The organism is Kribbella sp. NPDC026611, assembly GCF_040638345.1.
GTDB lineage: Bacteria > Actinomycetota > Actinomycetes > Propionibacteriales > Kribbellaceae > Kribbella.
In genome coordinates, this window is sequence record NZ_JBEZYC010000004.1 from 291,940 (window position 1) to 315,885 (window position 23,946).

The 23,946-nt window shown below is 70.1% G+C and carries 22 protein-coding genes; 14 read left to right on the plus strand and 8 right to left on the minus strand.

The window, feature by feature from the left end; genetic code table 11:
• The first annotated feature begins 127 nt into the window (after positions 1-127).
• Positions 128-1,264: a metallophosphoesterase gene (locus AB0E69_RS18490; RefSeq protein ID WP_360146760.1), complete on the plus strand. Its 1,137-nt coding sequence runs from the start codon at positions 128-130 to the stop codon at positions 1,262-1,264.
• Positions 1,261-4,008 (plus strand): AAA family ATPase, encoded by a 2,748-nt coding sequence (locus AB0E69_RS18495; RefSeq protein ID WP_360146763.1) that lies wholly within the window; start codon positions 1,261-1,263, stop codon positions 4,006-4,008. The genes AB0E69_RS18490 and AB0E69_RS18495 overlap by 4 nt, the downstream gene beginning before the upstream one ends.
• On the opposite strand, the gene fdhD is transcribed toward AB0E69_RS18495, so the two are convergent.
• Positions 3,992-4,825, minus strand: a complete 834-nt coding sequence (gene fdhD / locus AB0E69_RS18500) for a formate dehydrogenase accessory sulfurtransferase FdhD (RefSeq protein ID WP_360146766.1) — start codon at positions 4,823-4,825, stop codon at positions 3,992-3,994. The genes AB0E69_RS18495 and fdhD overlap by 17 nt on opposite strands.
• A 17-nt stretch (positions 4,826-4,842) precedes the next feature.
• The gene (locus AB0E69_RS18505) at positions 4,843-5,820 is read right to left on the minus strand and encodes an aminoglycoside phosphotransferase (protein WP_360146769.1); all 978 of its coding nucleotides are present in this window, start codon (positions 5,818-5,820) and stop codon (positions 4,843-4,845) included.
• 55 nt (positions 5,821-5,875) lie between these two features.
• Here AB0E69_RS18505 and AB0E69_RS18510 point away from each other — a divergent pair, with 55 nt between their 5' ends.
• The gene (locus AB0E69_RS18510; RefSeq protein WP_360146772.1) at positions 5,876-6,481 is read left to right on the plus strand and encodes a trimeric intracellular cation channel family protein; all 606 of its coding nucleotides are present in this window, start codon (positions 5,876-5,878) and stop codon (positions 6,479-6,481) included.
• Here AB0E69_RS18510 and AB0E69_RS18515 read toward each other — a convergent pair.
• Both AB0E69_RS18515 and AB0E69_RS18520 read right to left on the minus strand, forming a co-directional pair.
• Positions 6,464-7,168: a MerR family transcriptional regulator gene (locus AB0E69_RS18515; RefSeq protein WP_360146775.1), complete on the minus strand. Its 705-nt coding sequence runs from the start codon at positions 7,166-7,168 to the stop codon at positions 6,464-6,466. The genes AB0E69_RS18510 and AB0E69_RS18515 overlap by 18 nt on opposite strands.
• A 39-nt stretch (positions 7,169-7,207) precedes the next feature.
• Positions 7,208-8,383 (minus strand): MFS transporter, encoded by a 1,176-nt coding sequence (locus tag AB0E69_RS18520; protein ID WP_360146778.1) that lies wholly within the window; start codon positions 8,381-8,383, stop codon positions 7,208-7,210.
• 72 nt (positions 8,384-8,455) lie between these two features.
• On the opposite strand from AB0E69_RS18520, the gene AB0E69_RS18525 reads away from it, so the two are divergent.
• The 3 genes from AB0E69_RS18525 to AB0E69_RS18535 all read left to right on the plus strand — a co-directional run bounded on the left by AB0E69_RS18525 (position 8,456) and on the right by AB0E69_RS18535 (position 10,916).
• A complete protein-coding gene (locus tag AB0E69_RS18525; protein WP_360146781.1) occupies positions 8,456-9,529 on the plus strand; it encodes a ferrochelatase in 1,074 nt (357 codons plus the stop codon).
• Positions 9,526-10,320 carry an inositol monophosphatase family protein gene (locus AB0E69_RS18530; protein WP_360146784.1) on the plus strand — a complete coding sequence of 265 codons (795 nt, stop codon included), beginning with the start codon at positions 9,526-9,528 and terminating at the stop codon, positions 10,318-10,320. The genes AB0E69_RS18525 and AB0E69_RS18530 overlap by 4 nt, the downstream gene beginning before the upstream one ends.
• Before the next feature lie 296 nt (positions 10,321-10,616).
• A complete protein-coding gene (locus tag AB0E69_RS18535) occupies positions 10,617-10,916 on the plus strand; it encodes a DUF4193 domain-containing protein (RefSeq protein ID WP_130379292.1) in 300 nt (99 codons plus the stop codon).
• Positions 10,917-10,998: 82 nt separating this feature from the next.
• Here the strand turns inward: AB0E69_RS18535 and AB0E69_RS18540 are convergent, their stop codons facing one another.
• Complete coding sequence (locus tag AB0E69_RS18540) at positions 10,999-11,325, minus strand: DUF4235 domain-containing protein (RefSeq protein WP_360146787.1); 327 nt, start codon at positions 11,323-11,325, stop codon at positions 10,999-11,001.
• 28 nt (positions 11,326-11,353) lie between these two features.
• Positions 11,354-11,809, minus strand: coding sequence for a DUF3093 domain-containing protein (locus AB0E69_RS18545; protein ID WP_360146790.1), 456 nt, complete (start codon positions 11,807-11,809; stop codon positions 11,354-11,356).
• 53 nt (positions 11,810-11,862) lie between these two features.
• Here AB0E69_RS18545 and dut point away from each other — a divergent pair, with 53 nt between their 5' ends.
• The 4 genes from dut to AB0E69_RS18565 all read left to right on the plus strand — a co-directional run bounded on the left by dut (position 11,863) and on the right by AB0E69_RS18565 (position 14,203).
• A complete protein-coding gene (gene dut, locus AB0E69_RS18550; RefSeq protein ID WP_360146793.1) occupies positions 11,863-12,315 on the plus strand; it encodes a dUTP diphosphatase in 453 nt (150 codons plus the stop codon).
• A 77-nt stretch (positions 12,316-12,392) separates the two neighbouring features.
• A complete protein-coding gene (locus AB0E69_RS18555; RefSeq protein WP_360146796.1) occupies positions 12,393-13,037 on the plus strand; it encodes a DUF3710 domain-containing protein in 645 nt (214 codons plus the stop codon).
• A 40-nt stretch (positions 13,038-13,077) separates the two neighbouring features.
• The gene (locus tag AB0E69_RS18560) at positions 13,078-13,467 is read left to right on the plus strand and encodes an OB-fold nucleic acid binding domain-containing protein (RefSeq protein WP_360146799.1); all 390 of its coding nucleotides are present in this window, start codon (positions 13,078-13,080) and stop codon (positions 13,465-13,467) included.
• Positions 13,460-14,203: a DUF3159 domain-containing protein gene (locus tag AB0E69_RS18565; protein ID WP_360146802.1), complete on the plus strand. Its 744-nt coding sequence runs from the start codon at positions 13,460-13,462 to the stop codon at positions 14,201-14,203. Before AB0E69_RS18560 ends, AB0E69_RS18565 begins: the two co-directional genes overlap by 8 nt.
• Before the next feature lie 39 nt (positions 14,204-14,242).
• Here AB0E69_RS18565 and AB0E69_RS18570 read toward each other — a convergent pair whose 3' ends face one another.
• Together AB0E69_RS18570 and AB0E69_RS18575 are read right to left on the minus strand one after the other, a co-directional pair.
• Positions 14,243-14,923 carry a TrkA family potassium uptake protein gene (locus AB0E69_RS18570; protein WP_360146805.1) on the minus strand — a complete coding sequence of 227 codons (681 nt, stop codon included), beginning with the start codon at positions 14,921-14,923 and terminating at the stop codon, positions 14,243-14,245.
• Positions 14,923-15,570: a TrkA family potassium uptake protein gene (locus AB0E69_RS18575; RefSeq protein WP_360148504.1), complete on the minus strand. Its 648-nt coding sequence runs from the start codon at positions 15,568-15,570 to the stop codon at positions 14,923-14,925. The genes AB0E69_RS18570 and AB0E69_RS18575 overlap by 1 nt, the downstream gene beginning before the upstream one ends.
• Before the next feature lie 108 nt (positions 15,571-15,678).
• Here AB0E69_RS18575 and AB0E69_RS18580 point away from each other — a divergent pair, with 108 nt between their 5' ends.
• From AB0E69_RS18580 to AB0E69_RS18595, 4 genes are read left to right on the plus strand one after another with little or no spacing between them, the layout of a single operon-like run.
• Positions 15,679-17,709 carry an APC family permease gene (locus AB0E69_RS18580; RefSeq protein WP_360146808.1) on the plus strand — a complete coding sequence of 677 codons (2,031 nt, stop codon included), beginning with the start codon at positions 15,679-15,681 and terminating at the stop codon, positions 17,707-17,709.
• Positions 17,706-18,905 (plus strand): class I SAM-dependent RNA methyltransferase, encoded by a 1,200-nt coding sequence (locus AB0E69_RS18585; protein WP_360146811.1) that lies wholly within the window; start codon positions 17,706-17,708, stop codon positions 18,903-18,905. The genes AB0E69_RS18580 and AB0E69_RS18585 overlap by 4 nt, the downstream gene beginning before the upstream one ends.
• 36 nt (positions 18,906-18,941) lie before the next feature.
• Positions 18,942-22,907 carry a hypothetical protein gene (locus tag AB0E69_RS18590; protein ID WP_360146814.1) on the plus strand — a complete coding sequence of 1,322 codons (3,966 nt, stop codon included), beginning with the start codon at positions 18,942-18,944 and terminating at the stop codon, positions 22,905-22,907.
• Positions 22,908-22,928: 21 nt separating this feature from the next.
• A complete protein-coding gene (locus tag AB0E69_RS18595; protein ID WP_360146817.1) occupies positions 22,929-23,861 on the plus strand; it encodes an LLM class F420-dependent oxidoreductase in 933 nt (310 codons plus the stop codon).
• Positions 23,862-23,946 lie beyond the last annotated feature (85 nt).

The following is a 23,946-nucleotide window of genomic DNA, read 5'->3' on the forward strand; positions in this document are numbered from 1 at the left end:
CCCGGACTCTCTCACCTGATCCGCACTTCACTCACCTGAATTGAGGTGTCCGGAGTGTGGGCGGTTCGGGGGTTGGGGTGTGTTGGGTTGGGGGTTACCGTCGGCGCGGGTTAGCGTTCTCTCCGCGATGGACGAGTCGATCACGTTTCTGCACAGCTCGGACTGGCAGCTGGGGATATTGCGCCGGTTCCTGGGGCCGGACGGGCAGGCCCGGTGGGGGCAGGCCCGGCTGGACGCTGTCGCACGGATCGGTGAGGTCGCGAAGGACACGGGTGCCAAGTTCGTCGTCGTCACCGGGGATGTCTTCGAGCACAACCAGGTCGAGCGGCAGACGATCTTGCGTGCTTGTGAAGCGCTGAAGCGGATCCCGGTGCCGGTGGTCCTGCTGCCGGGCAACCACGATGCCCTCGAGCCGGGCTCGCTGTGGACGTCCAGCCAGTGGCAGGCGCACGCTCCGGAGCATGTGACCGTCCTGACCGACACCACCCCGCTGGAGATCCTCCCGGGCGTGGAGATCGTCGGCGCACCATGGCGCTCGCGTCGCCCGCTCAGCGACCCAGCAGCACCCGGGTACGCCGACCTGCAGCCGAGCGACGGCACCATCCGGATCCTGCTCGCCCACGGCCAGCTCACCAGCCTCTCCGGCGGCATGTCCGAAGTACCGAACATCGACCAGGTCGCGCTGGAAGCAGCCGTCGCCGACGGACGCTTGCAGTACGTCGGCCTCGGCGACCGGCACTCGACCACGCGCGTCACCGACCGGATCTGGTTCTCGGGGACGCAGGAAGTCACGTCGCCCGAGGAGGACGCGCCGGGGAACGTCCTCAAAGTCACGATCGGTGCAGAGATCGGCATCGGCATCGAGGTGGAACCGGCCCGGGTCGGTGCCTGGCACATGGTCGATCACCGGGTCGAGTTGTTCGACGAGGACGCGATCACCGCGCTCGAGGACTGGTTCGCCGACCTCCCGGACAAGGAGCGGACCTACGTCCGGCTCGCCGGCGACGGATCCCTCTCGCTCCCGCTGCTGGCTCGCCTCGACGCGATGATCGACGCCCAGGGCGAGGTCTTCGCGAGCGTCGAGCGTTGGGCCAAGTTCTGGACCGTCCGCCCCGCACCGGACGCCGCCGATCTCGACGCGCTCCAGCTGAGCGGTCCGGCCCGTGCCGCGATGGAGGAGCTGCGGCAGGCACTGGCCGGCGGCGACGAGGACGCCGGCGCTGCGCTCTCCCTCATGCACCGGCTGGCGCGGGACGCGGGATGAGACTACACAGCTTGGCGCTGCGGGACTTCCGCGGCGTCAAGGAACGTATTGTTCGCTTTCCCGCGCTCGGGACCACCGTCGTCGTCGGCGACAACGAGGTCGGCAAGTCCAGCCTGGTCGAGGCGTTCGGCCTGGTCTTCGACCTGCCCGACGATTCCAAGTCGACGCGGATCCGCGACATCCAGCCGGTCGGCCAGGACGTCGGCCCGGAGGTCACCGCCGAGCTGACCCTCGGCGGCCGCGAGCTCACGTACACCAAGCGCTGGCTGAAGAACCGCCAGACCGAGCTGACCGTCGTCGCCCCCGACGGCCGCCGCCAGTCCTGGACGGGCCGTGAGGCGCACAACGAGGCCGAACGCCTCTTCCACGAGAACGTCGACCCGGTCCTCTGGCAGACGCTGATGGTCAGCCAGGGTCAGTCGTTGGTCCTCCCAACACCCGCGGACGCCGAGCCGCTGATCACCGCGGTCACTGCCGAGTCCGGTACGCCGGTCGACGGCGCCTCGATGCCGCTCGTGAGTGCCGTCGAGCACGAGTATCTGCGCTACTGGACCCGCGGCGGCCGCCCGACCGGCGACTTCGCCAAGTCCGAGCGCGCGGTCACGGCCGCCGAGTTGACGGCGGCCCAGGCGTTGAAGGCGATGGAGGAGGTCCAGCAGGACATCCGCCGCGCCGAGCGCCTCACGCTCGACCTCAGTGACGTCGCCGATCGGCTCACGGACCAGCTGCGCGTCGTCGAGGAGCTCCGCGAACGCAAGCAGGCGACCGACGAGATCCTGCTCCGCCGCGACTCGGTCCGTTCTCGTGCGGAGACCGCCCGCGCCCGCCTGGAGAACCACACCCGGACCCGCGTCGAGCGCGAGCACCTGCTCGACGAGGTCGCGCGGTTCACGAAGTACGACGCCGAGCTCGCCGCTCGCCGCGCCGACGCGGATCTGGTCGCGAAGACGGCGGCCGACACCGTGCGGGCCGCGGAAGCAGCGCTGGCCGAGGTCGTCGAGCTGAAGGACCTCCGCCGTACCGACGTGCAGGAGGCCGAGCGCCGGGTCGCTGACCTGATGGACCGCGCCGAGTTGGACCGGCTGCTCGGACAGCAGGCCGAGCTGCTCGACGTCCGCAGCCGGATCGCCGCGGCCGGGACGATCCTGGACCGGATCAAGGTCGACGACGGCATGGTCGCCGCGCTCGAGGACGCCCGCGCGGCGGTGGTCGAGGCTCGCGCGGCGCTCGCGGCCGGCGTACCCGAGGTGACGGTACGACGGCTCGGTGGCTCGGCGGTCGAGCTCAAGGGGACCGGGCTGGAGGGGGCCGTACCCGCTGAGCTCGGGTTCGACGAGTCGGCGCAGGTGCTGGTCTCCGGCGAGCTCGTGGTCGGCGTACCCGAGCTGGTCGTGGTGACCGTGCGCGCCGGCGGCGAGGCGGCGACGCTGCGCTCGCGGGTGGACGACGCCGTACGCCGGGAACAGGACCTGCTGAAGAAGGCTGGCGTCAAGGACGTCGCGGCAGCACGGGAGCTGCTGCGCAAGGCGGACACGGCGAGCGCCGAGCTGAACGAGGCGCGCCGGACCGAGAAGTCGCTGACCGCCGGTGGAGATCCGGGGGAGCGGATCGCAGTACTGACGGCGCGGATCGGCGACGACGAGCCGGAGGACAACGGCGGCAAGGAGCCCGCGGTCGAAGGTGTACCGGGGCAGATGTCGCTGTTCGAGGAGTTCGTGTCGCCGCACGACACGCTGTTCGACGACTTCGAAGTACCTGCGCCGGACCCGGGCGACCTGGGCAGTGCGCAGCGGGCCTTGGAGGACGCGCGGGACGCGCTGGCCGAGGTGGAGCGGCTGCTGGCGGATGCCGAGTTCGCGGCGGCGCAGGCCCGGAAGGCCGCGGACGAGGACCGGTCCGAGGCGCAGAACGCGCGGGCCAGGTCGGAGCTCGCAGGGGAGCGGCTCGCGGCTGCGGTCGAGGCGCTGGAGGCAGCCCGGGCTGTGCTGGACGACGACGCGGTGGCCGTTGCCGAGGGCGAGGCGATGGCGGAGGTCGAGGCGGTGCTCGAGGAGCTGACCGCCGTACAGGAGCAGGTCAACGAGGCCGGGGCTGATCAGGTCGCGGGCGAGCTGGCGGATGCGCTGGCCGTGGCGACCCGGCTGCAGGGCGAGCGGGACACGCTGCGCGACGCGCTCCGGACGACCGAGGGCAGGTTGGAGCAGTCCGGGCGCGACGGTCTCGCGACCCGGCGCGACGTCGCCGACCTCGAGCTGGCCGCCGTACGCGCGGAGCACGACGGGCTCCGGCGCCGCGCGGAGGCGGCGCGGCGGGTGCACGAGACGTTGAGCCGGCACCGGGCCGAGGCCCAGACGAAGTACTCCGAACCGCTGCAGAGCCGGATCGAAGCGCTCGGCCGCAGCGTGTACGGCCCGTCCTTCCGCGTCTGGCTGGACGACGACCTGGCCGTCGCCGAACGCGAGCTGGACGGCATACGACTGCCGGTGGAGGCGCTCTCGACAGGCGCTCAGGAGCAGCTGGCGATCATCACCCGCCTCGCCATCAGCCACCTGGTCAGCACCGGCGAAGGCAGCGTCCCGGTCATCTTCGACGACGCCCTCGGCTGGTCCGACAAGGCCCGCCTTCGCGACATGGGCGCCCTCCTTGGCCGCGCCGGCGACCACGGCCAGATCATCATCCTGACCTGCATGCCCGACCGCTACGAGTACGTCCCGAAGGCCACCTTCATCAAGCTGGACGGATGATCCGCTCGGGGGCGCTGTAAACGACGCAGCGGTCGCCCCGGGTGAAGCCGGCGATCGTTACGTTGAACTGGCGGGCGAGATCCACCGCCAGGCTCGACGGCGCGCCCACGGCGACGATCATGCCAATGCCGGCGGCCACGGCTTTCTGGACGATCTCGTAGCCGAGGCGGCCGCTGACCGCCATCACCAGGCCCTTGCGGCTGTGGTGGTTGAGGACGGTCCAGCCGACGACCTTGTCCACCGCATTGTGGCGGCCCACGTCCTCTTTGACGACGACCTTGCGGCCTTCGGCGGTGAAGAGGCCGGCGGCGTGCAGGCCGCCGGTGCGGCTGAACATGGGCTGCGCCTCGCGGAGCAGGTCGGGGAGGCGGCGTACAACGTCGACCGAGACCTCCACCGGGTCCACCGGGGCGTACGAGCGGTCTGCTAGTTCGTCCAGGCTCTGCTGGCCGCAGACGCCGCAGGCGGCGGAGGTGACGCCGTACCGTTGGGGTGGTTCGCGGTCCGGGGGAGCGTCGAGGGTGATCGTGACGGTGTTGAACTGCTGCTCGCGGGTCAGCTTCACATCGGTGCAGTAGGCAACGGTCCGGATCGCGTCCGGACGGACCGCGAAGCCCTCACCCAGACAGAAGCCGGCGGCCAGCTCGAAGTCGGCGCCGGGGGTGCGCATGGTGACGACGAGCGGCTCCGGCGGGCGGCCGGGCCACTCCAGGCGCAGCTCGAGCGGTTCCTCGGTGGTGACGACATCCTCGCGGCGGGACGTGCGGTCGCCGTCGAGCACCTCGACCTTGAACCTCGTGGTGGGACCCTTCGTCATACCTCCACGGTAGGTCGCTACCCCCAGTTGCGTCGTACGGCGAGCCAGTCGAGGTAGGTCCAGGCGTAGAACCGCTGGTGCTCGCGCAGGGCCGGCGTACAGCCCGGCGGGGGCGGAGCGTCGGTGTTCTTCATCATGTACGCGGCGATCAGGGCCATGAACGCGTCGAGGTGGTCATCGGGTACGTCGGCGGTCAGCGGGCTCCGGCGTACCGCGTCGAAGGTGTCGATGCCGTCGTGCTGGGCGATCGGGAGCAGACCGGCCCAGTCGACCCATCGCGGCGCGAGCGTGAGCCAGTTCCAGTCGACGATCCAGCAGGTGCTGTCGGGGCCGATCAGGATGTTGTCCGCCCGCAGATCCGAGTGCGCCGCGGTATCACCCTGGAGCGCCTCAGGCGCAAGTTGAGCCAACTCGGCCAGCTCCGGAAGCACCTTCGGCACCCATTCCTGCAGGCGGCTCGGGAACGGTCGCTCACCGGCGAGGATCTGGGCAGGCACGCCGACATCGTCCCCAACCAGCCCCGCAAACGACCCCAACCCATCCAGAGGACTCGGCTCCATCGCCGCAGCCATCCCCTCACACGTAGCTGTCACCACGTCGAAGTCGGCAGGCGTCCAGGGACTCCCCGGCATCCGCCCCTCCACCCACTCAGAAACCACCGCAAACCAGGCCAGGTCGTCCTCAGCATGAGCCGTGGTGATGATTGCTGGGGCGTTAGCTGCTTTGGGGAGGTGCGGGACGACCTCGGCCTCGCGCTGGTAGGCGTCGTACGAGTGGAGGGTTTCGTCGGAGGCTTTGATGAAGACTCGGCGACCGTCGGCGAGGTGGGCGGGGGCTGCGAAGCCGCCCGTGAAGCCGGAGCCGACGGACTGGCCGACCTCGGTGATGTCGGTGCCTAGGGCAACTGTCAGGGCCTCGTGCAGGGCGGCCGGGAGCGTGTCCCAGGTCGGGCGGAGGGACGTTGCGGTGTAGTCCACCTCGGCAGGGCGCGGCATGGCCACAACGATAGAAGCACGGGTCGACCGGCGCTCGTGGTTTAGCGTCGGACGCATGGTGCTGCATGTGCTCGACCTGGTGGGCATCTTCGTGTTCGGGATCACCGGCGCACTGGTCGGCGTCCGCAAGAAGCTGGACGTGTTCGGCATCCAGGTGCTCGCGCTCGTCACCGGCCTCGGCGGCGGCTTCCTCCGCGACGTACTGATCGGCGACACCCCACCCGCCGCCCTCCGGGACTGGCGGTACCTCGTCGTCCCGATCGTCGCCGGCCTGCTCACGTTCTTCCTCCACCCGGGCATCGGCCGCGTCGAACGCCTGGTGAACATCTTCGACGCGGCCGGCCTCGCCCTGTTCTGCGTGACCGGTGCGCTGAAGGCGATCGACTACGGCCTGTCCCCGTTCTCCGCCGCCCTGCTCGGCACGATCTCCGGCATCGGCGGCGGCGTGGTCCGCGACCTGCTCAGCGGCCGCGTGCCGGTCGTCCTCCGCTCCGAGATCTACGCCACCCCGGCGTTCCTCGGCGCCGGCATCGTGGTCGTCGCCGCGGCCCTCTCCTACGACGCGCTCTGGGTCCCGATCGTCGCCGCGCTGACCTGCTTCACGATCCGCCTGCTCGCCATCCGCCGCGGCTGGAACGCACCGCTACCCCGCAACCCGTGAGTCCCACCCGTTGACCACGGCAACCAGCTCGGCGTAGCGCTTCCAGCGCGGCCCGCCGACGGTACGCCGCAGCTCGATCAGCCGCCCGCGATCGACCCACAACGGCTGGTCGTCCCCGACGAGCGCCTGGTACCCCACGGCCATCCGCCGTACCGACTCACGGAAGTCCGGGTCCTGCAGCAGGACGGCGAGCTCGAGCCAGGCCGCGACCTGCTGGTCGTCGGCGTCATCGGACAGCACGGGCGTGAGGTTCTGGCGAACGGCCGCGAGCGCGGGGTCGTCGCCAAGCGTGGCGGACAGGAAGCCGGCCACCAGCGCCTGGCGTTCGGTGGCGGACTGGGCGGTCAGATCGTGCATGTGCTCGAGCTCCTCCAGAGTCGTGGACCGACGCAGCACCTCGTACGTCAGCTGCAACGCACGGATCTGTACGGCGAGCGCGTCGGCGTGAGTGGACAGGACCTCGGCCAGCGTCTGCTCCTGAACGAGCACCGCCCGGACGGTCGGCAGGTCGATGCCCAGCGCACGCAGCGTCCGGATCAGCCGCACCCGCGCGACCGCGTCCTCGTCGTACCGCCGGTGGCCGGCCGACGTACGCCGGTACTCGAGCAAGCCCAGGTCGGAGTAGTGCCGCACGGTCTTGACCGTGGCACCGGCCCGCCGCGCGACCGCACCGATCGAGTGGTCCATACCGACACCCTCACATCTCCCGTAACCGGAGATACAAGACTAGTTATGGGCGAACGTCCGCTTCGGCCGCGCGAAGGTGATGGAGACCGCGGCGACGATCGCGCAGGCGATCCCGACGCTGAAGGGGACCCAGTAGGCGTCCGACGGTCCCCAGACGTCGACGGCGTGTCCGGCGGCTGCGTTACCCGGCGCGACACCGAGCAGGATGCCTGTGACCGTCCAAGTGATCGCCTCGGTCAGCCGCTCGGGCGGCACCCATTCCTCGACGCAGGCGGTCACCGCGACCATCGTCGGAGCGATCGTCATCCCGCAGCCGAACAGCACGACGCCGAGCAGCCACACACTGTTGACCCAGGGGAGTGGCGCGAGGGTGACGGCGAGCGCGATCGTGCCGAGCAGCAGCCGCCGCTCGACCGGGGCCCGCCAGTGCACCGAGCCGTACCAGAGCCCGGCCAGCAGACTGCCGAACGCCCAGATCGCCAGTACGACGCCGGACAGCCCGGCCTCGCCCTTCTCGGTGGTGAACGCGATGGTGACCACCTCGGCCGCACCGAGGGTCGCGCCGAGGCCAAGCCCGATCAGGCTGAGCAGCATGATCGACAGCCACGGGAGTGGCGCCTGCTCGCTGCCGTCCGCCTTGCCGCGCCCCGCCGGATCGGATGCCCGGAGCAACGCCAGCCAGATGCCGCCGGCGAGGCCCAGCACACCGGCAGCGGACAGGGCGACGTACGGGCTGAGCTGGGTGGCGAGAGTGCTGACGAGGACCGGGCCGACGATGAAGACCACCTCGTCGCCGACTGCCTCGAGGGCGAACGCCGTCTGCAGCGCACGGCCACGGCCGAGCAGGTGCGTCCAGCGGGCGCGGACGAACGACCCCACCTGCGGACGGGTGCCTCCGGCAATGAACGACAGCAGGTAGAGGACCCAGGTGGCGGCGTCGGCACGCACTGCGACGAGGAGTGCGGCCAGCGCGACGGTGCAGGCGACCGAGCCGACCAGCAGCAGGCCGCGCTGCCCGAGCCGGTCCACCAGCCGGCCCTGGACCGGGCCGGTGAGCGCTCCGGCGATCACGGCCACGCCGGAGATCGCCCCGGCCAGGCCGTAGGAGCCACTCTCCTGGGCGATCAGGATGACGATGCCGAGCCCGATCATCGAGATCGGCATCCGCCCGAGGATCCCGGCCGCGAAGAACGCGCCGGCGCCGGGCCGGCGCATGAGGTGAACGTAAGGCTTGAGCATGAGAGACCGGGAACACTCTAACTTCAGCGAGTCTGAGAAGCTTGGAATATGCCGGTGCCTGCTGCCTCGCCCTACGACGCCGTCCTGCTGCTCTCCTTCGGTGGTCCGGAGAAGCCCGAGGACGTCCTGCCGTTCCTGCAGAACGTGACCCGCGGCCGGGGGATCCCGGACGAGCGGCTCAAGGAGGTCGGTGAGCACTACTACCGGTTCGGCGGCCGGAGCCCGATCAACGACCAGAACCGGGACCTGCTGAAGGCGCTGCGGGCGTCGTTCGACGCGGCCGGTCTGGACCTCCCGATCTACTGGGGCAACCGGAACTGGGCGCCGTACCTGACCGACACGCTGCGCGAGATGGCCGCCGACGGGATCCGCCGCGCGGTGGTGATCGTCACCTCGGCCTACCCGTCGTACTCCGGCTGCCGGCAGTACCGCGAGAACCTCGAGGACGCGGCCCGGCAGGTCCCGGACGCGCCGCGGATCGACAAGCTCCGGCACTACGCGAACCACCCGGGCTTCGTCAGCTCGTTCGTCGAGTCCACGGCCGAGGCGCTGAGCGGGCTGCCCGAGGGCTCGGCGATCGCGTACGTGACGCACTCGATCCCGACCGCGATGAACGCGACCAGCGGCCCGGACGGCAACGGGTACGTCGACTGGCACCTGGACGTGGCCGCGGAGATCTCGGCCGAGATGGAGCGCCGGACCGGACAGACGCGGCGTACCGACATCGTCTACTGCTCCCGGTCCGGGCCGCCGCAGGTGCCGTGGCTCGAGCCGGACGTGAACGACCACTTGGAGACGCTGGCCGCTGCAGGTGTGCCGGGCGTGGCAGTGGTCCCGATCGGGTTCGTCAGCGACCACATGGAGGTCATCTACGACCTCGATACCGAGGCGGCCGAGACGGCGGAGAAGCTGGGCCTCCCGATGGCCCGGGCCGCGACCCCGGGGACGGACGAGAGGTTCGTCACCATGCTCCGCGACCTCGTCCTCGAGCGGGCCGCCGCCGAGCGCGGCGAGCAGCCCACCCGGCCCTGTGTCGGCAAGCTGGGCCCAGGCTGGGACGACTGCCGCCACGACTGCTGCCCGCCGCTCCGTCGACCTACTCCGCAGAAGGAAGCCGTATGACCTCCTCCCAGGATCTGCTCAAGCTCGCGGTCGACGTCGCCGAGGAGGCCGCGCGCCTGATCGTCGAGCGCCGGCGTGGTCAGATCACCGTCGCCGACACCAAGAGCACGGTCACCGACGTCGTGACTGCGGTCGACCGCGAGTCCGAGGAGCTGATCCGCGCCCGGGTCCTGGAGGCCCGGCCGGACGACTCCTTCCTCGGCGAAGAGGGTGACGACGTCACCGGGACCAGCGGGGTGCGCTGGGTGGTCGACCCGATCGACGGCACCGTCAACTACCTCTACGACCTCCCGACGTACGCCGTCTCGATCGCGGTCGAGGTGGACGGCGAGACCGTCGCCGGCGTGGTCGTGGACGCGCCGAAGGGCGAGGTGTTCACCGCCACGAAGGGTGGTGGCGCGTTCGCGGACGGCAAGCCGATCCAGGTGTCGGGGGAGACCGAGTTGAGCAAGGCGCTGGTCGGGACCGGGTTCGGGTACGACCCGGCGCGGCGGCAGGTCCAGGCCGAGGTGGTCCAGCACCTGATCACGAAGGTCCGGGACATCCGCCGGATCGGGGTCGGGGCGATCGACCTCTGCTACGTCGCCTGCGGGCGCCTGGACGTCGTCTACGAGCGCGGACTGAACCCGTGGGACTACGGAGCGGGTGCACTGATCGCTTCCGAGGCCGGCGCGTTGACCGGGGGCCTGCACGGGGCGCCGGTCTCGCCGGAGATGTCGATCGCGGCCGGCCCGGCGCTGTTCGGGCCGTTCCACGATCTGCTGGCCGCGGCGGACCCGTTGCGTGCTTAGAAACGGCTGAGTGCTCGTTTCTGCGCAGTACCGCGCACTAATGAGCATTCGTGTGTTCGGTCCTGACATTTGTGGCGACACGCGGGTCAGACCGTGGACCCAGTCGTGCATCCCGGACGGTTATAGGGCACAATCCCGTCCTCGGGAACGGTAGTTTGCCGGTCCCGGCCTGGCTGTCAAGGGTTTCGGGGGACGAAAGTTCGGCGCGGTGCTCCGGCGCGGAATTTCTCGGCCGCTCTACCCGTTCAAGGGCTCAGCAGGCAACACCACGGGTACGAAGAGGGCAGGGAAACACCATGGCGACTGATTACGACGCCCCGCGCAAGACGGACGAGGACGCTTCCGAAGAGTCGATCGAAGAGCTGAAGACTCGCCGTCACGACAAGAACTCCGGCAAGGTCGACGAGGACGAGGCCGAGGCGGCCGAGAGCTTCGAGCTGCCCGGCGCCGACCTGAGCCACGAAGAGCTGGCGGTCCGGGTCCTCCCGCGCCAGGCCGACGAGTTCACCTGTTCGAGCTGCTTCCTGGTCCACCACCGCAGCCAGCTCGCCGAGACGAAGAACGGACAGCTGATCTGCCGCGACTGCGCAGCCTGATCGGAGCCGCCCTACTTCGTCTGCAACGGACAGCGGGACCGTCCCACCTCGGTGGGACGGTCCCGCTGTCGTGTCTCGACCGCTACCGGTCCTTCTTGACCAGCCCGGTGTCCGTGCCCTTGACGATCCGCGCGGTGGCGTCCTCGACGTACCCGGGCGGGGCGTGTCCGGTGGACCTCAGGTAGTACGCCGCTGCCCGCCGCTCCGCGAACAGCCGGGCGGCCGCCGCGGCTGCCGCACTGGCGGCTGCCCAGGTCATCACCTCGAGGTACTCACCCTGGCCGTCCTTCGGCGGCTTCCCGCCGGAACCGAGCTTCCACGCCGCGCTGACAGCCTTGCTCGCGGCCAGGCCGACCACGATGCTGAACGCGGCCTGCACCAGCTTCCAGCCGATCTTCGCTCCGACCACTGCTCTCTCCTAACGAAACCTTTGACAGTCAGGATCTTCCCACGCTGTGCCCGCTCAGCGCGGCAGCCAACCGGTCCGGGTGCCGAGTGGCCACCACCCAGTACGGCGCCGGGTCGCCGGGGTCGGTGATCTCGACCCGCACGGCGCCCTTCACGTAGCTGCGCAGCAGGAGGTAAGCCTTCGGGTCGCAGTCCCGCCCGAACGCGGCCCGCGCCGCGTCGCCGGTCAGCGCCTCGACCCGGCCGAGCTGCGCCCGGTCGATCACAGCCCGCCCGGCCCGGAACCGCTGGTCGTCCACCTCGACCCGCGCCCCGCCGTACTGCAGGAAGATCATCAGCGCGATCAGCAAGGTGACTCCGCCGACGAGGACCGCGGCGAACGACCCGACCGGCACGTACGTGATGACGAACAGCGTGATGACCAGAGCGGTGGCGATGATCCACCACGAGGCCGGGACCCGGAGGGTCTCGCGATAGCTACCCACGGGCCCCAGCCTGGCACGAGCGGTGTCGGTGGTCCTCGATAGGGTCGCCTCTCATGACCGAGGTACTGATCCAGCGACTCGACCCCGACCTGCCGATGCCGGCGTACTCGCACCCCGGCGACGCCGGCGCGGACCTGGTGGCGGCGTCCGACCTGACCCTGAAGCCCGGCGAGCGCGGCGTGGTCGGCACCGGGATCGCGATCGCCCTCCAGGACGGGTACGCCGCATTCGTGCACCCGCGCTCCGGCCTGGCCGCCAAGCACGGCGTCTCGCTGGTGAACACGCCGGGCACGGTCGACGCCGGCTACCGCGGCGAGATCAAGGTGTGCCTGATCAACCACGACCTGCACGACGAGGTGACGTTCCGCCGCGGCGACCGGATCGCGCAGCTGGTCATCCAGCAGGTCGAGAAGGCCCGCTTCGTCGAGGTGACCACGCTGCCCGGTTCGGCCCGTGGCGACGGGGGGTACGGCTCGACCGGTGGTTTCGGTGGTGTGACACGCTGAGCAAGTGCAACCGTTGACCTGACGGGTGCGCGAGACTACGGCGGCCGTAAAAATTACCAAGGAAGTAGGCAAGAGCTGTGATCTTCCGCCGCAAGGGCAAGAACGAGGACCCCGAGACGGATATCCCGGTCGAGGACGAGAGCACGGACCCGCGCGCGAACGGACCGTACGACTCCACCGAGGTCGAGGCCGACGTGCTCGAGGCGGACGACCGGATCGACCTGGGTGCGCTGCGGATCACGGGCCAGCCCGGTATGGAGCTGCGGCTGCAGGTCGACGAGCAGACCGGCCAGGTGCAGGCGATCCTGCTGGTGCTCGAGGACTCCGCGCTCGAGCTGCGCGCGTTCGCCGCGCCGAAGTCGAGCGGTATCTGGGACGAGGTCCGCGAGGAGATCGCGGCCGAGGCCAGCAAGATGGGCGGTACGGCGACCGAGGCCGAGGGCGCCTTCGGTACCGAGCTGGTGCTCGTCGTCCCGGTCCAGGACCCGAACGGGCAGATCTTCAGCCAGACCTCCCGGGTGATCGGTGTGGACGGCCCGCGCTGGATGCTCCGCGCGACCGTGCTCGGCCGCGCCGCCGTCGAGCCGGACGCCGCGCCGCCGATGGAGGAGACGCTGCGGAGCGTGATCGTCGTGCGTGGCACCGAGCCGATGGCGGTCCGCGAGTCGCTGCCGCTGACGCTCCCGCCGGACGCTCAACCGGTCGAGCCCGAAGAGGCCTGACGGACTACACTCGGCAGTGTGGTGAGAAGTGTGGTGAGACATGGGTAGCAACAAACCCGCGGGGCTGTGGAAGCGTGCCTTCCGGGGCCTCGCCGGTGACCGCGACGAGCAGGACGCCGAGGTCCTTCAGGACTTCGGCAAGGACTGCGGCGCGCGCCTGATCACCGGCTGCCGCGACCGAGAGATGGTCACCCTGTACGGCACGCTGCGCACCATCACGTTCAGTCCGCGCGGCGGCGTCCCGGCCCTGGAGGGCGAGTTGTACGACGGATCCGGCGCGGTCAAGCTGATCTGGCTCGGCCGCCGCAAGATCGGCGGCATCCACGCCGGCTCGGAGCTGATCGCCTCCGGGCGGATCGGCGTCGTGGACGGTGACCGGGTGATGTTCAACCCGCGCTACGAGCTCCGTCCGCAGGCCGCGCATGGCTGAGCAGGAGGCTGCGGTCCACGGCAAGCCCGCCGAGCAGAAGAGCCTCGGCAAGCAATTGGTCGGCTGGGCCGGGATGCTGGTCGACATCGGCCTGCCCTGGATCGCCTTCACGATCGTCTACGCGTTCAGCGACCACGACCTCAAGCTGGCCTTGATCGTCGCGATCTCCGCCGCCGCGGTGGTCGGCCTGGTCCGGCTGATCCGCCGGCAGCCGGTCGCGAACGTCTTCGGTGGCTTCGTCGGCGTCCTGATCTCCGCGTACACGGCGCACCGGACTGGCCACGCGCAGGACGTGTTCCTGCCCGGCATCCTGCTGAACACCGGTTTCTTCGTCCTCTACACGGTCACGATCCTCACCCGCTATCCGCTGTTCGGCCTGCTGTACGGCGCGATCACGCAGACCTGGCTGGCCTGGCGCAACGACCAGGAACTGTTCCGCGCGCTGAACCGGGTGACGCTGGTGTTCGCCGCCCAGATCGGCATCCGGCTCGCGATCATGGTCCCGCTGTACCTGACCCACAGCGTGAACGCCCTCGGCATCGCCAAGGTCGCGCTCGGCCTGCCGTTCTACGCGCTGACGCTGTGGGCGGCGTACGTCGTCCTGAAGGGGTCGATGAGCGAGGAGAAGTGGGACGAGGTCAAGGAGAACTTCACCCACCTGCTCCGCGGCACCAAGCCGGACCTGCCGCCGGCCAAATCTACCGATGCCACTGAGGGTGCGACGCCCGAGAAGTGAGTGAACGCCTGATCCGGCCGGACCAGGCGTTCTGTTGTCTCAGGAGTTGCCGTTGGTGCGATGGTGCGGGGACAGCATGTCCTCGAGGGACTCCTCGGTCTCGTCGGCCGCCACGAACAACAGCTCGTCGCCGAGCTCGAGCGTGCTCTCCGGGTCCGGGCGCAGTACCCGGCCCTCGCGGAGGATGACGACCAGCGCGGTGTCCAGCGGCCAGTCGATGTCGCCGACCCGGGCGCCGATCATCGGCGAGTCCTCAGGCAGGGTCAGCTCGACCAGGTTCGCGTCGCCCTGGCGGAAGGTGAACAGCCGGACCAGGTCGCCGACCGAGACCGCCTCCTCGACCAGCGCGGACATGATCCGCGGCGTGGACACCGACACGTCCACACCCCAGGCCTCGTTGAACATCCACTCGTTCCGCGGATGGTTGACCCGGGCAACGGTTCGCGGGACGCCGAACTCGGTCTTGGCGAGCAGCGAGACGACCAGGTTGACCTTGTCGTCACCGGTGCTGGCGATCGCGACCTGGCAGCGCTGCAGCGCGGCCTCCTCGAGCGAGGAGAGCTCGCAGGCATCGGCCAGCAGCCACTCGGCCCGCGGCACCGACTCGGCCTTGATCGCCCGCGGGTCCTTGTCGATCAGCAGCACCTCGTGGCCGTTCTCGAGCAGCTCGGAAGCGATCGATCGCCCGACGTTGCCGGCTCCGGCGATGGCTACCCGCATCACAGCTCCTCAGGCTTCGCGCCGAGTTGGGACTCGATCGCGGCGGCGTCCTTCTCCAGCATCACCACGTGGACCAGGTCACCCTCCTGGATGACCGTGTCGTGACGGGGCAGCAGGCCTTCGCCGAGCCGGGTCAGGAACGCGACCCGCGCGCCGGTGGCCTTCTCGATGTCCAGAGCGAGCCGGCCGATCCAGTCGGAGTGCACGTGGACCTCGGCCAGCCGGACCGTCGCCGACGGGTCCCGCCACTCCGGCTCGGAGCCCTCGGGCAGCAGCCGGCGGATCATCTGGTCGACGGTCCACCGGACCGTGCCGACCGTGGGGATCCCGAGCCGCTGGTAGACCTCGGCGCGGCCCGGGTCGTATATCCGGGCCACCACGTTGCCGATGCCGAACGTCTCGCGGGCCACCCGGGCGGCCAGGATGTTCGAGTTGTCGCCGTTGGAGACGGCGGCGAACGCCTCCGCCTCCTCGATCCCGGCCTCGATCAGCACCTCGCGGTCGAACCCCATGCCGGTAACGGTCCGGCCGGCGAAGTTCGGGCTGAGCCGGCGGAACGCGTCGGCCGACTGGTCGATGATCGCGACCGTGTGGCCCCGCTTCTCCAGGGTCCGCGCCAGCGTCGATCCGACGCGGCCGCAGCCCATGATGACGACGTGCACTCCGTGATCACTCCCTGCCCGCAAGGGCCCACTGGGTCGGTTCGGCAGTGGTAGACGCTACACCGGAACTGGTTGCCCTCTAACATCAACCGCGTGACCCCCGCTCTAGGCGACATCGGCAAGCGGCTGCTGCTCGGGCGCAAGCTCCGCAGTACCCAGCTCGGTGAGACCCTCCTCCCGAAGCGCATCGCGCTGCCTGTGTTCGCCAGTGACGCCTTGTCATCGGTCGCTTACGCGCCGGACGAGATCTTCCTGACGTTGTCGATCGCGGGCCTTGCGGCGCTGACGATCTCCTGGAAGATCTCGCTCGCCGTCGCGGTGGTGCTGATCGTCGTGGTGCTGTCGTACCGCCAGAACGTGCACGCCTACCCGTCCGGTGGCGGTGACTACGAGGTCGCCACCGTGAACCTCGGCCCGACCGCGGGCCTGACGGTCGCCAGCGCCCTGCTGGTCGACTACGTGCTGACCGTCGCGGTGTCGATCTCCTCGGCGGCGCAGTACGCCGCCTCGGCGATTCCAGCTCTGGAAGGTCACGAGGCCCTGGCGGCTGTGGTCGCGGTCCTGTTCCTGACCACGATGAACCTGCGCGGGGTGCGCGAGTCCGGGGCCGCGTTCGCGGTTCCGACGTACATCTTCATGTTCACCATCCTCGGGATGGCGGCCTGGGGGTTCGGGCGGCTGCTGTTCGGGCACCTGCCGGACGCCTCCAGCGCCGGGTTCGACATCGCGGCCGAGGACCAGTTCGCGCACGGCGCCAGTGGCCTGGCGATGTCGTTCCTGATCCTGCGGGCGTTCTCGTCGGGGTGTGCCGCGCTGACCGGCGTGGAGGCGATCAGCAACGGCGTACCGGCCTTCAAGAAGCCGAAGAGCCGGAACGCCGCGACCACCTTGGCGCTGCTCGGCACCATCTCGATCGCGATGGTGGTCAGCGTGGTGACCCTGGCCAACGTGATGAAGGTCCGGTTCGCCGAGGACCCGGCCACGCAGCTGCTCCGCGACGGCATCCCGGTGGGCGACGGCTACCAGCAGGACCCGGTCATCGGGCAGCTCGCCAAGGGCATCTTCGACCACTTCTCGCCCGGCTTCTACCTGGTCGCGGCGGCGACCGGCGTGATCCTGGTGCTGGCCGCGAACACCGCCTTCAACGGCTTCCCGGTGCTCGGGTCGATCCTGGCCCGCGACGGCTACCTGCCGCGGCAGCTGCACACGCGCGGCGACCGGCTCGCGTTCAGTAACGGCATCATCATCCTGGCGGGCTTCGCGATCGTGCTGATCGTCGCGTTCAACGCCGAGGTCACCCGGCTGATCCAGCTCTACATCGTCGGCGTGTTCGTCTCGTTCACCACCAGCCAGATCGGGATGGTCCGGCACTGGACCCGGCTGCTGAAGAGCGAGCAGGACCCGGGCCGGCGGGCCCGGATGATCCGGTCCCGGGTGATCAACGCCGTCGGCCTGACCCTGACCGGCGTCGTGCTGGTGATCGTGCTGATCACCAAGTTCCTGCTCGGGGCGTACATCGCGATCATCGCGATGGCCCTGCTGTTCCTGCTGATGAAGGGGATCCACCGGCACTACGAGACGGTCCGGAAGCAGATGGCTGTGGGCAGTGAGGAGCCCCTGATGCTGCCGTCCCGGGTGCACGCGATCGTGCTGGTCTCCAAGCTGCACAAGCCGACCCTGCGGGCGCTGGCGTTCGCCAAGGCCGCCCGGCCGTACACGGTGGAGGCGGTCACGGTCGACGTCGACCGGGACGAGTCGGACGCGCTCCAGGCCGAGTGGGACGCGCGGGGGATCCCGATCCCGCTCAAGCGGCTGGCCTCGCCGTACCGCGAGATCACGCGGCCGATTCTGCAGTACGTGCGGGACATCCGGCGGCAGTCACCGCGGGATGTGGTGATGGTGTACATCCCGGAGTACGTGGTTGGGCACTGGTGGGAGCACATCCTCCACAACCAGAGCGCACTGCGGCTCAAGGGGCGGCTCTTGTTCACACCTGGTGTCATGGTTACGTCCGTTCCTTACCAGCTGCTCTCGTCGCAGGGGGCCGAGGAGCGGCAGGACAGGGTGGAACGGGTGGCCGGCCAGGTACGGCGTGGGGCCCGCAAGTCGTCAGGAGATCGGTGACAGACGAAGACAGTCTGGTCGGAGCGGTAGTCGAGCTGGAAGTAGGTCCAGTAGCGCACGGGGGACACTGTGTGGCCCGGCACGAAGGGCAGGTGGTGTTCGTCCGGCATGCCTTGCCGGGCGAGCTGGTGCACGCCCGGATCACGGAGCAGACCGCGAAGTACCTGCGGGCCGACGCGGTCCAGGTGCTGACCCCGTCACCCCAGCGGATCGAGCCGCCGTGCCCGTACGCGGGTCCGGGGCTGTGCGGCGGATGTGACTTCCAGCACGCCAACATCGTCGAGCAGCGGCGGCTGAAGGCGACGGTCGTGTCGGACACGCTCCGGCGGATCGGTGGGATCGAGCGGACGATCGTGATGGAGTCGCCGGGCGACGACGGCCTCGGGTGGCGGACACGGATGCGGTACGCCGTGGTGGACGAGCGGCCGGGGATGTACGCGCACCGGTCGCACGACCTGATCGCGATCGACCGGTGCCTGATCGCGCACCCCGGAACACCGGACGTGCTTTCGTCGCGGTGGCCGGGCGTGTCGTCGGTGCAGTCGGTGGTGTCGTCCGAGGGCAAGACCGCCGTACTGACGGACGCAGCGGCTGGTGAGCGTTTGGTCGAGGTGGTGCGCGACCGGCGCTTCCTGGTGGAGGCCGGTGGCTTCTGGCAGGTGCACCCGGCGGCACCGGAGACGCTGGTGGACGCCGTACTGAGCGGGTTGGAGCCGTCGCCGGGGGAGACCGCGCTGGACCTGTACTCCGGGGTGGGGTTGTTCGCTGCGTTCCTGGCGGAGGCTGGGTGCGGGGTGCTGGCGATCGAGGCGGACAAGGACGCCGTACGGAACGCCCGGCGGAACCTGCACGATCTGGAGGGCGTGACGCTCGAGCAGGGCGACGTCGACCGGGTGCTGAACGCGGCTGCCGGGCAGGGGCTCGAGCGGGTGGACCTGGTGGTGCTCGACCCGCCGCGGACGGGCGCCGGGAAGGACGTCGTACGGCGGATCGCCGGGCTGGGGCCTCGGCGGGTCGCGTACGTGGCATGTGATCCGGCGGCGCTGGCCCGAGATCTGAAGACGTTCGGGCGGCTCGGGTACGGGATCGCCTCGCTGCGGGCGTTCGATCTGTTCGGGATGACGCACCACATCGAGTGCGTGGCGATACTGGAGCCTGTGGACAGTGAAGTGGTGCCCTCGGGAGGCCTCGGGTAGCGTTCTGGCCTGGATTCCAATGCGCTGGAGACCCTGATGCCGCTCGTTGACTTGGACGACCCGGAGGAGCTGCGGGCCCGCTGGTCCGCCCTCGCGGCGGTCGCGCATGCCACGGGCTTCGACCGGCGGTGGTACGCGTCCGCGGACGGGTACCACCATCAGGACGAGTCGGCCTCGGTGCTGCGGATGGCCCGGCTGGGCGACGGGCGCGCGGTCCTGTGGGGCTACCACACGCAGCACAGCCAGACGGCCGGCGAGGACCTGCTGGCGGGCTCGCCGGACTGGGTCGGGCAGCCGGAAGTGCGGCAGCGGCAGGAGGCGGGCGAGCTCGGGTTCGTCTACGGCGCGTTCAACGGGACGTGGGCGCGGGCGTCGTACCCGGGGGACCCGTGGGAGCCGGTCGAGGACGGGTTCGCGCCGATCGGCTCATGGATCACGTCGGACGAGGCGGCGGCCGAGGAGATGGTCGAGTGGGTCGCCGAGTGGGCGGACTACCTCGGTGGGTTGGACGAGTTGCGCCCGTTCGGCGTGTCGCTCATCCACGCGGCGCGTCAGGGGGTGACGGCCGAGGCGCTGGCCGCGTTCTTCGACCGCTTCGGCATCGCGCCGCGCTCGCCCGTGCAGCCGGACCTGGCCGCGGGGGTTGCGGCGGCCGCCGATTTCGAGGCGAATTTTGCAGTACCGGCAAGTTTGTCCGTCGACCCTGACACAGCCGAGGTGTCGGTCGTTGTAGACGATGTGACCGGCGCACCAGACGACCTGAGACCCGTCGACGACGAGGAGTCGTACGTCGTCCCGCCCGGCTTCAGCCCGTTCACCAACCAGCCGATCGCGGACACTCCCGCGCCTCGCCCGGCCGACGACGAGTACGGCGTGACGGTCAAGAAGCAGGGTTGGCTGCGGCGGCGCAAGTCCGAAGAGCACGCGGACTCTGGTCACCAGCAGGCCGAGGCGTACGACCAGCCCCGCGGCCACGACCAGCGCGGCGGCCACGACCAGCGCGGCGGCCACGACCAGCGCGGCGGCCACGACCAGCCTGGCGGCGGGTACGACGTACCTGGTCGTCAGCAGCCGCGCGATGTGTCGGCGCCCGGCACGTATCTCCCGGACAACCTGCCGAACAACGGCCTGCCCACGCGGCACCAGCCCGGCGAGCCCGCGACGTACGACCCGACGCGTCCCGGCTACGACCCGACCCTCCCGTCGGCCGAGCCGCCGCGCGTAGGCGGCGGCGTCTACGAAGGCGAAGACTTCTACAACAGCCTCTTCGCCGACGCGCCCGCCCCCACAGCCCCCACCGATGAACAAGACTGGGAAACCGCCGAACAGCCGTCCTGGTCCACCCAAGAGGCAACCAGCGAGTACAACCCCTTCACCGACACCCCCGCCAACAACCCCGCCTGGACCGGCCCCGCCTGGATCAACGGCCAATGGGTAGAAGACCCCACCCAATCCCCACCCCAGCCGACCCACCCGTCGGCTCACGCCCAACCTCCCGCGCACCCGTCGGCCCACGCCCACCCTGCGGCGCACGTCCAGCAGCCGACCCAAGCCCAACCTGCGGCGCACCCCTCGGCGCACGTCCAGCAGCCGGCCAAAGCCCAGCCGCCGACCACCCCCGCGCCCTCAGGCCACGCCCAGCCACCGGCCGCCACCGGCCCAGCCCAGGCCACGCCGACAAGCTCACCCTTCGCCCCACCCCGCGACGACGCGCCGCCCGTCAACTCGCCCTTCGCACCAACCACGGACGCGGCCACCGCACCGACCAGCTCGCCATTCGCACCTCCCGCATCCGAGGACGAAGCCCCCGCCGACTCCCCGTTCGCACCGGCCGCAGACCTCGAAGACGACGACGCCCCAACAGCCGAGATCGCCGCCGTCCTGGACGACGAACCGACCGAAACCGAAGACGAACCGGCCACCTTCACAGGCCCATCACCCTTCGCCCCAGCCGAGCCCGACGCGACCACCCCCGCGCCTGCACCAGCCACCCAGCAACCGACGTACGACGCCCCGTCCACCCTCGAGACGGGCCACGAGCAGTCGGCATACCAGGAGCAGACGCAATACGTCTCCCAGGACCCGCAGGCACTCGACGAGGACGACCAAACCGCCGAGATCCCCGCAGTAGTCGAATCCCTCGAGAACGAGGAGCCCGACCCACCCGACGTCCAACAGCCAACCACCGAAACCACCGAGCCCACCGGGTCTGATGGGCGCACCTTGCGTGCCGAGGTTGGGTTCGACGGTGGTGAGTCGGCTGGGTACGAAGACGACAGTGCAGAGGTTGCGCCTGAGCGGCCCGCCCTCCGGTTCGAGGTCCGAGGTGTGGACGACGACGAGGACGAGATCTACACCGAGCGTGCGCCCAGCCCTCAAGCTCAACTAGACACTGACACCTGGCCCCAACCAGAACCCCACCCAGCCCCCTGGCCCCAACCCACCCCACCCACCCCCGGCCCAACCCCAGGCCCCGGCCCCCAACCCGACCCAACCCCACACCCGGGTCCCGGTCCCGGTCCTCAGCCCACCCCGGCCCCGCCAGGCCCCGGCCCTCAGCCCGGCCCGACGCCATACCCAGGTCCAGGCCCACAGCCCGACCCGGTCCCGCAGCCGGGCCCGAGCCCGCAACCACGCCCGGAGCCGTATCCCGAGCCGCTTCCTGGGCCTGAACCTGAGCCCTCGCCCGTTCCAGATCCTGAGCCTCTGCCTGGGCCCGAGCCTGGTCCGACACCTGAGCCTGTACCTGGTCCAGAGCCTGATCCCGAGCGGATCCCACAGCCCGAGCCGGACCCCAACCCATATCCACACCCGGACCCCGACCCATCCCCCTGGCCGGACGACGCCCCACACCCCGAGCAGCCCCAAGAGCCGCAGCAGCAACCGCAGGTGGCGCGGCAGGCGCAGCCGCACCCGCTGGACCGAGAACACCCGCTGCCCGCCGAGGACGAGCAGCACCCCGAGCAGCCGCAGGTCGCGCGCCAGGAGCACGCGGAGCCGCAGTACGCGGAGCAGCAGCCGCAGGTCGCGCAGCAGGAGTACGCCGAGCAGCAGTACGCCGAGCAGCCGCAAGCGCAGGTCGCGCGGCAGGGGGAGCTGCACCCGCTGGATCGCGAGCGGGCGCTGCGCGCTGAGGGCGAGCAGCAGTCTGAGCAGGAAGAGCCTCAGGTGGTGCGGCAGGGGCAGTCGGAGGTGGTGGAGGCGGGGGATGAGGTGCCGACTGGGGTGGTGCCGGTTGTTGGGGATGAGGAGCCGACTGGGGTTATTCAGGCTGTTGGGTTTGATGAGGTTGAGCCTGGTCAGGGGTCGAATGGGCAGGTTCATGCGGTAGGCAACGGGTTGGCTGATGGGCGGGCCAACGGGCTGCTGCATGGAGGCCCCAACGGGCTCGCCAACGGGACGACCAATGGGCTCGCCAACGGAACCAACGGGCTGGCGAACGGGGCGGCGGATGCATCCGTCGTCGCTCGGATGTCTGTTCCGGGGTTGGGGCTGGTGGGGGCTGATGGGCCTCGGGTGGTGCCTGTTGTTGGGTCGGTGGAGGAGGCTATGCGGGCTGAGGTCGAGCGGCCGCGGCCCAAGCCGGGGGAGTCGGAGGCGGTGCGGGCGTTGCATGCCTGGTGCCGGGCGCGGACTGCGGTGGTGCCTTCGGGGTTCACGATTCAGGTGCAGGTGCTGGATCCGGCGGCGCCGTCGTACCGGTTCGATCTTGAGCCTCCCGAGATCGACGACGAGGAGCACGCGCCCGACAAGCTCAGCGGCCTGCTCGGCGATCTCTGGCTGACCGAGAGCAAGGGCGAGCTCGGCGGCTGGCTGTTCGCGCGGATCGACGCGGCCGGCCGGACGCTCCGGATCGACCGGTGGTACGACCAGGTGCCCGACTGGTGGGACAACCCGATCGAGCCGCGCCTCGACGTCATGGGCCTGGTACGCCGCCTCTACAACCGCGGCCCGGAGTGGCAACCGTCGTACCTCGAACAGCTCTACACCTCGGTGACGTAGGTCCGAGATAGCGTGGGCGGCATGCTGCTCAGGATCTTCACCGAACCCCAGCAGGGCGCGTCGTACGACGACCTGCTTGCCGTTGCCCGCAAGACCGAGGAGAACGGCTTCGACGCGTTCTTCCGCTCGGACCACTATCTGGTGATGGGCCCCAGCGACGGCCTGCCCGGTCCGTCGGATGCCTGGATCACGTTGGCCGGACTGGCCCGGGAGACGAAGCGCATCAAGCTCGGCACCCTCGTCAGCTCAGCCACCTTCCGTAACCCGGGCGTGCTCGCGATCACCGTCGCGCAGGTCGACCAGATGAGCGGCGGCCGCGCCGAGCTCGGGCTCGGCGCCGGCTGGTACGAGGCCGAGCACCAGGCGTACGGCCTCGAGTTCCCCGACACCCCCGGCCGCTTCGACCTGCTGACCGAGCAGCTCGAGCTGATCACCGGCCTGTGGGACACGCCGGTGGGGGAGAAGTACAACTTCGAGGGCAAGCACTACCGGCTCACCGACTCCCCGGCGCTCCCGAAGCCGGTCCAGCAGCCGCACCCGCCGGTCATCGTCGGCGGTGCGGGCAAGAAGCGTACGCCCGCCCTCGCCGCGCAGTACGCCGCTGAGTTCAACGCCGGCTTCCGTGGAGTCGAGGAGACCGAGACCCTCTTCAAGCGGGTCCAGGCCGCGTGCACCACGGCCGGTCGCGACCCGAAGACCCTCGCCCTCTCCACCGCTCACACGGTCGTCGTCGGTAAGGACGACGCCGAGGTGAAGCAGCGCGCCGACGCGATCGGCCGCGACGTCGACGACCTGAAGGCGAACAGCATCGCCGGCACCCCCGCCGAGGTCGTCGACCGCATCGGTCAGTACGCCGCCATCGGTTCGCAGCGCCAGTACGTGCAGATCATGGACCTGAAGGACCTCGACCACCTCGACCTGATCGCGGCCGAAGTTCTTCCACAGGTTTCGTAACAGCCGCCGAAGGTGGCTCGATGTCGTGTATCTTGATGTCGAGAGAGTTTGCGGGGCGCGAGGTTAGGTCGACCTGACCTCGTGC

Excerpts from the sequence above, each read along its gene's own strand:
- AB0E69_RS18520 (WP_360146778.1), bottom strand. The coding sequence starts at position 8,383 with ATGCGCCGGCCCGGCGCCGGCGCGTTCTTCGCGGCCGGGATCCTCGGG.
- AB0E69_RS18575 (WP_360148504.1), bottom strand. The coding sequence starts at position 15,570 with ATGGGCTGCGGCCGCGTCGGATCGACGCTGGCGCGGACCCTGGAGAAG.
- AB0E69_RS18570 (WP_360146805.1), bottom strand. The coding sequence starts at position 14,923 with ATGCGGGTAGCCATCGCCGGAGCCGGCAACGTCGGGCGATCGATCGCT.
- AB0E69_RS18565 (WP_360146802.1), top strand. The coding sequence starts at position 13,460 with ATGGCTGAGCAGGAGGCTGCGGTCCACGGCAAGCCCGCCGAGCAGAAG.
- AB0E69_RS18510 (WP_360146772.1), top strand. The coding sequence starts at position 5,876 with ATGGTGCTGCATGTGCTCGACCTGGTGGGCATCTTCGTGTTCGGGATC.
- AB0E69_RS18560 (WP_360146799.1), top strand. The coding sequence starts at position 13,078 with ATGGGTAGCAACAAACCCGCGGGGCTGTGGAAGCGTGCCTTCCGGGGC.
- AB0E69_RS18530 (WP_360146784.1), top strand. The coding sequence starts at position 9,526 with ATGACCTCCTCCCAGGATCTGCTCAAGCTCGCGGTCGACGTCGCCGAG.
- AB0E69_RS18525 (WP_360146781.1), top strand. The coding sequence starts at position 8,456 with ATGCCGGTGCCTGCTGCCTCGCCCTACGACGCCGTCCTGCTGCTCTCC.
- AB0E69_RS18490 (WP_360146760.1), top strand. The coding sequence starts at position 128 with ATGGACGAGTCGATCACGTTTCTGCACAGCTCGGACTGGCAGCTGGGG.
- dut (WP_360146793.1), top strand. The coding sequence starts at position 11,863 with ATGACCGAGGTACTGATCCAGCGACTCGACCCCGACCTGCCGATGCCG.
- AB0E69_RS18590 (WP_360146814.1), top strand. The coding sequence starts at position 18,942 with ATGCCGCTCGTTGACTTGGACGACCCGGAGGAGCTGCGGGCCCGCTGG.
- AB0E69_RS18495 (WP_360146763.1), top strand. The coding sequence starts at position 1,261 with ATGAGACTACACAGCTTGGCGCTGCGGGACTTCCGCGGCGTCAAGGAA.
- AB0E69_RS18515 (WP_360146775.1), bottom strand. The coding sequence starts at position 7,168 with ATGGACCACTCGATCGGTGCGGTCGCGCGGCGGGCCGGTGCCACGGTC.
- AB0E69_RS18505 (WP_360146769.1), bottom strand. The coding sequence starts at position 5,820 with ATGCCGCGCCCTGCCGAGGTGGACTACACCGCAACGTCCCTCCGCCCG.
- AB0E69_RS18535 (WP_130379292.1), top strand. The coding sequence starts at position 10,617 with ATGGCGACTGATTACGACGCCCCGCGCAAGACGGACGAGGACGCTTCC.
- AB0E69_RS18595 (WP_360146817.1), top strand. The coding sequence starts at position 22,929 with ATGCTGCTCAGGATCTTCACCGAACCCCAGCAGGGCGCGTCGTACGAC.
- fdhD (WP_360146766.1), bottom strand. The coding sequence starts at position 4,825 with ATGACGAAGGGTCCCACCACGAGGTTCAAGGTCGAGGTGCTCGACGGC.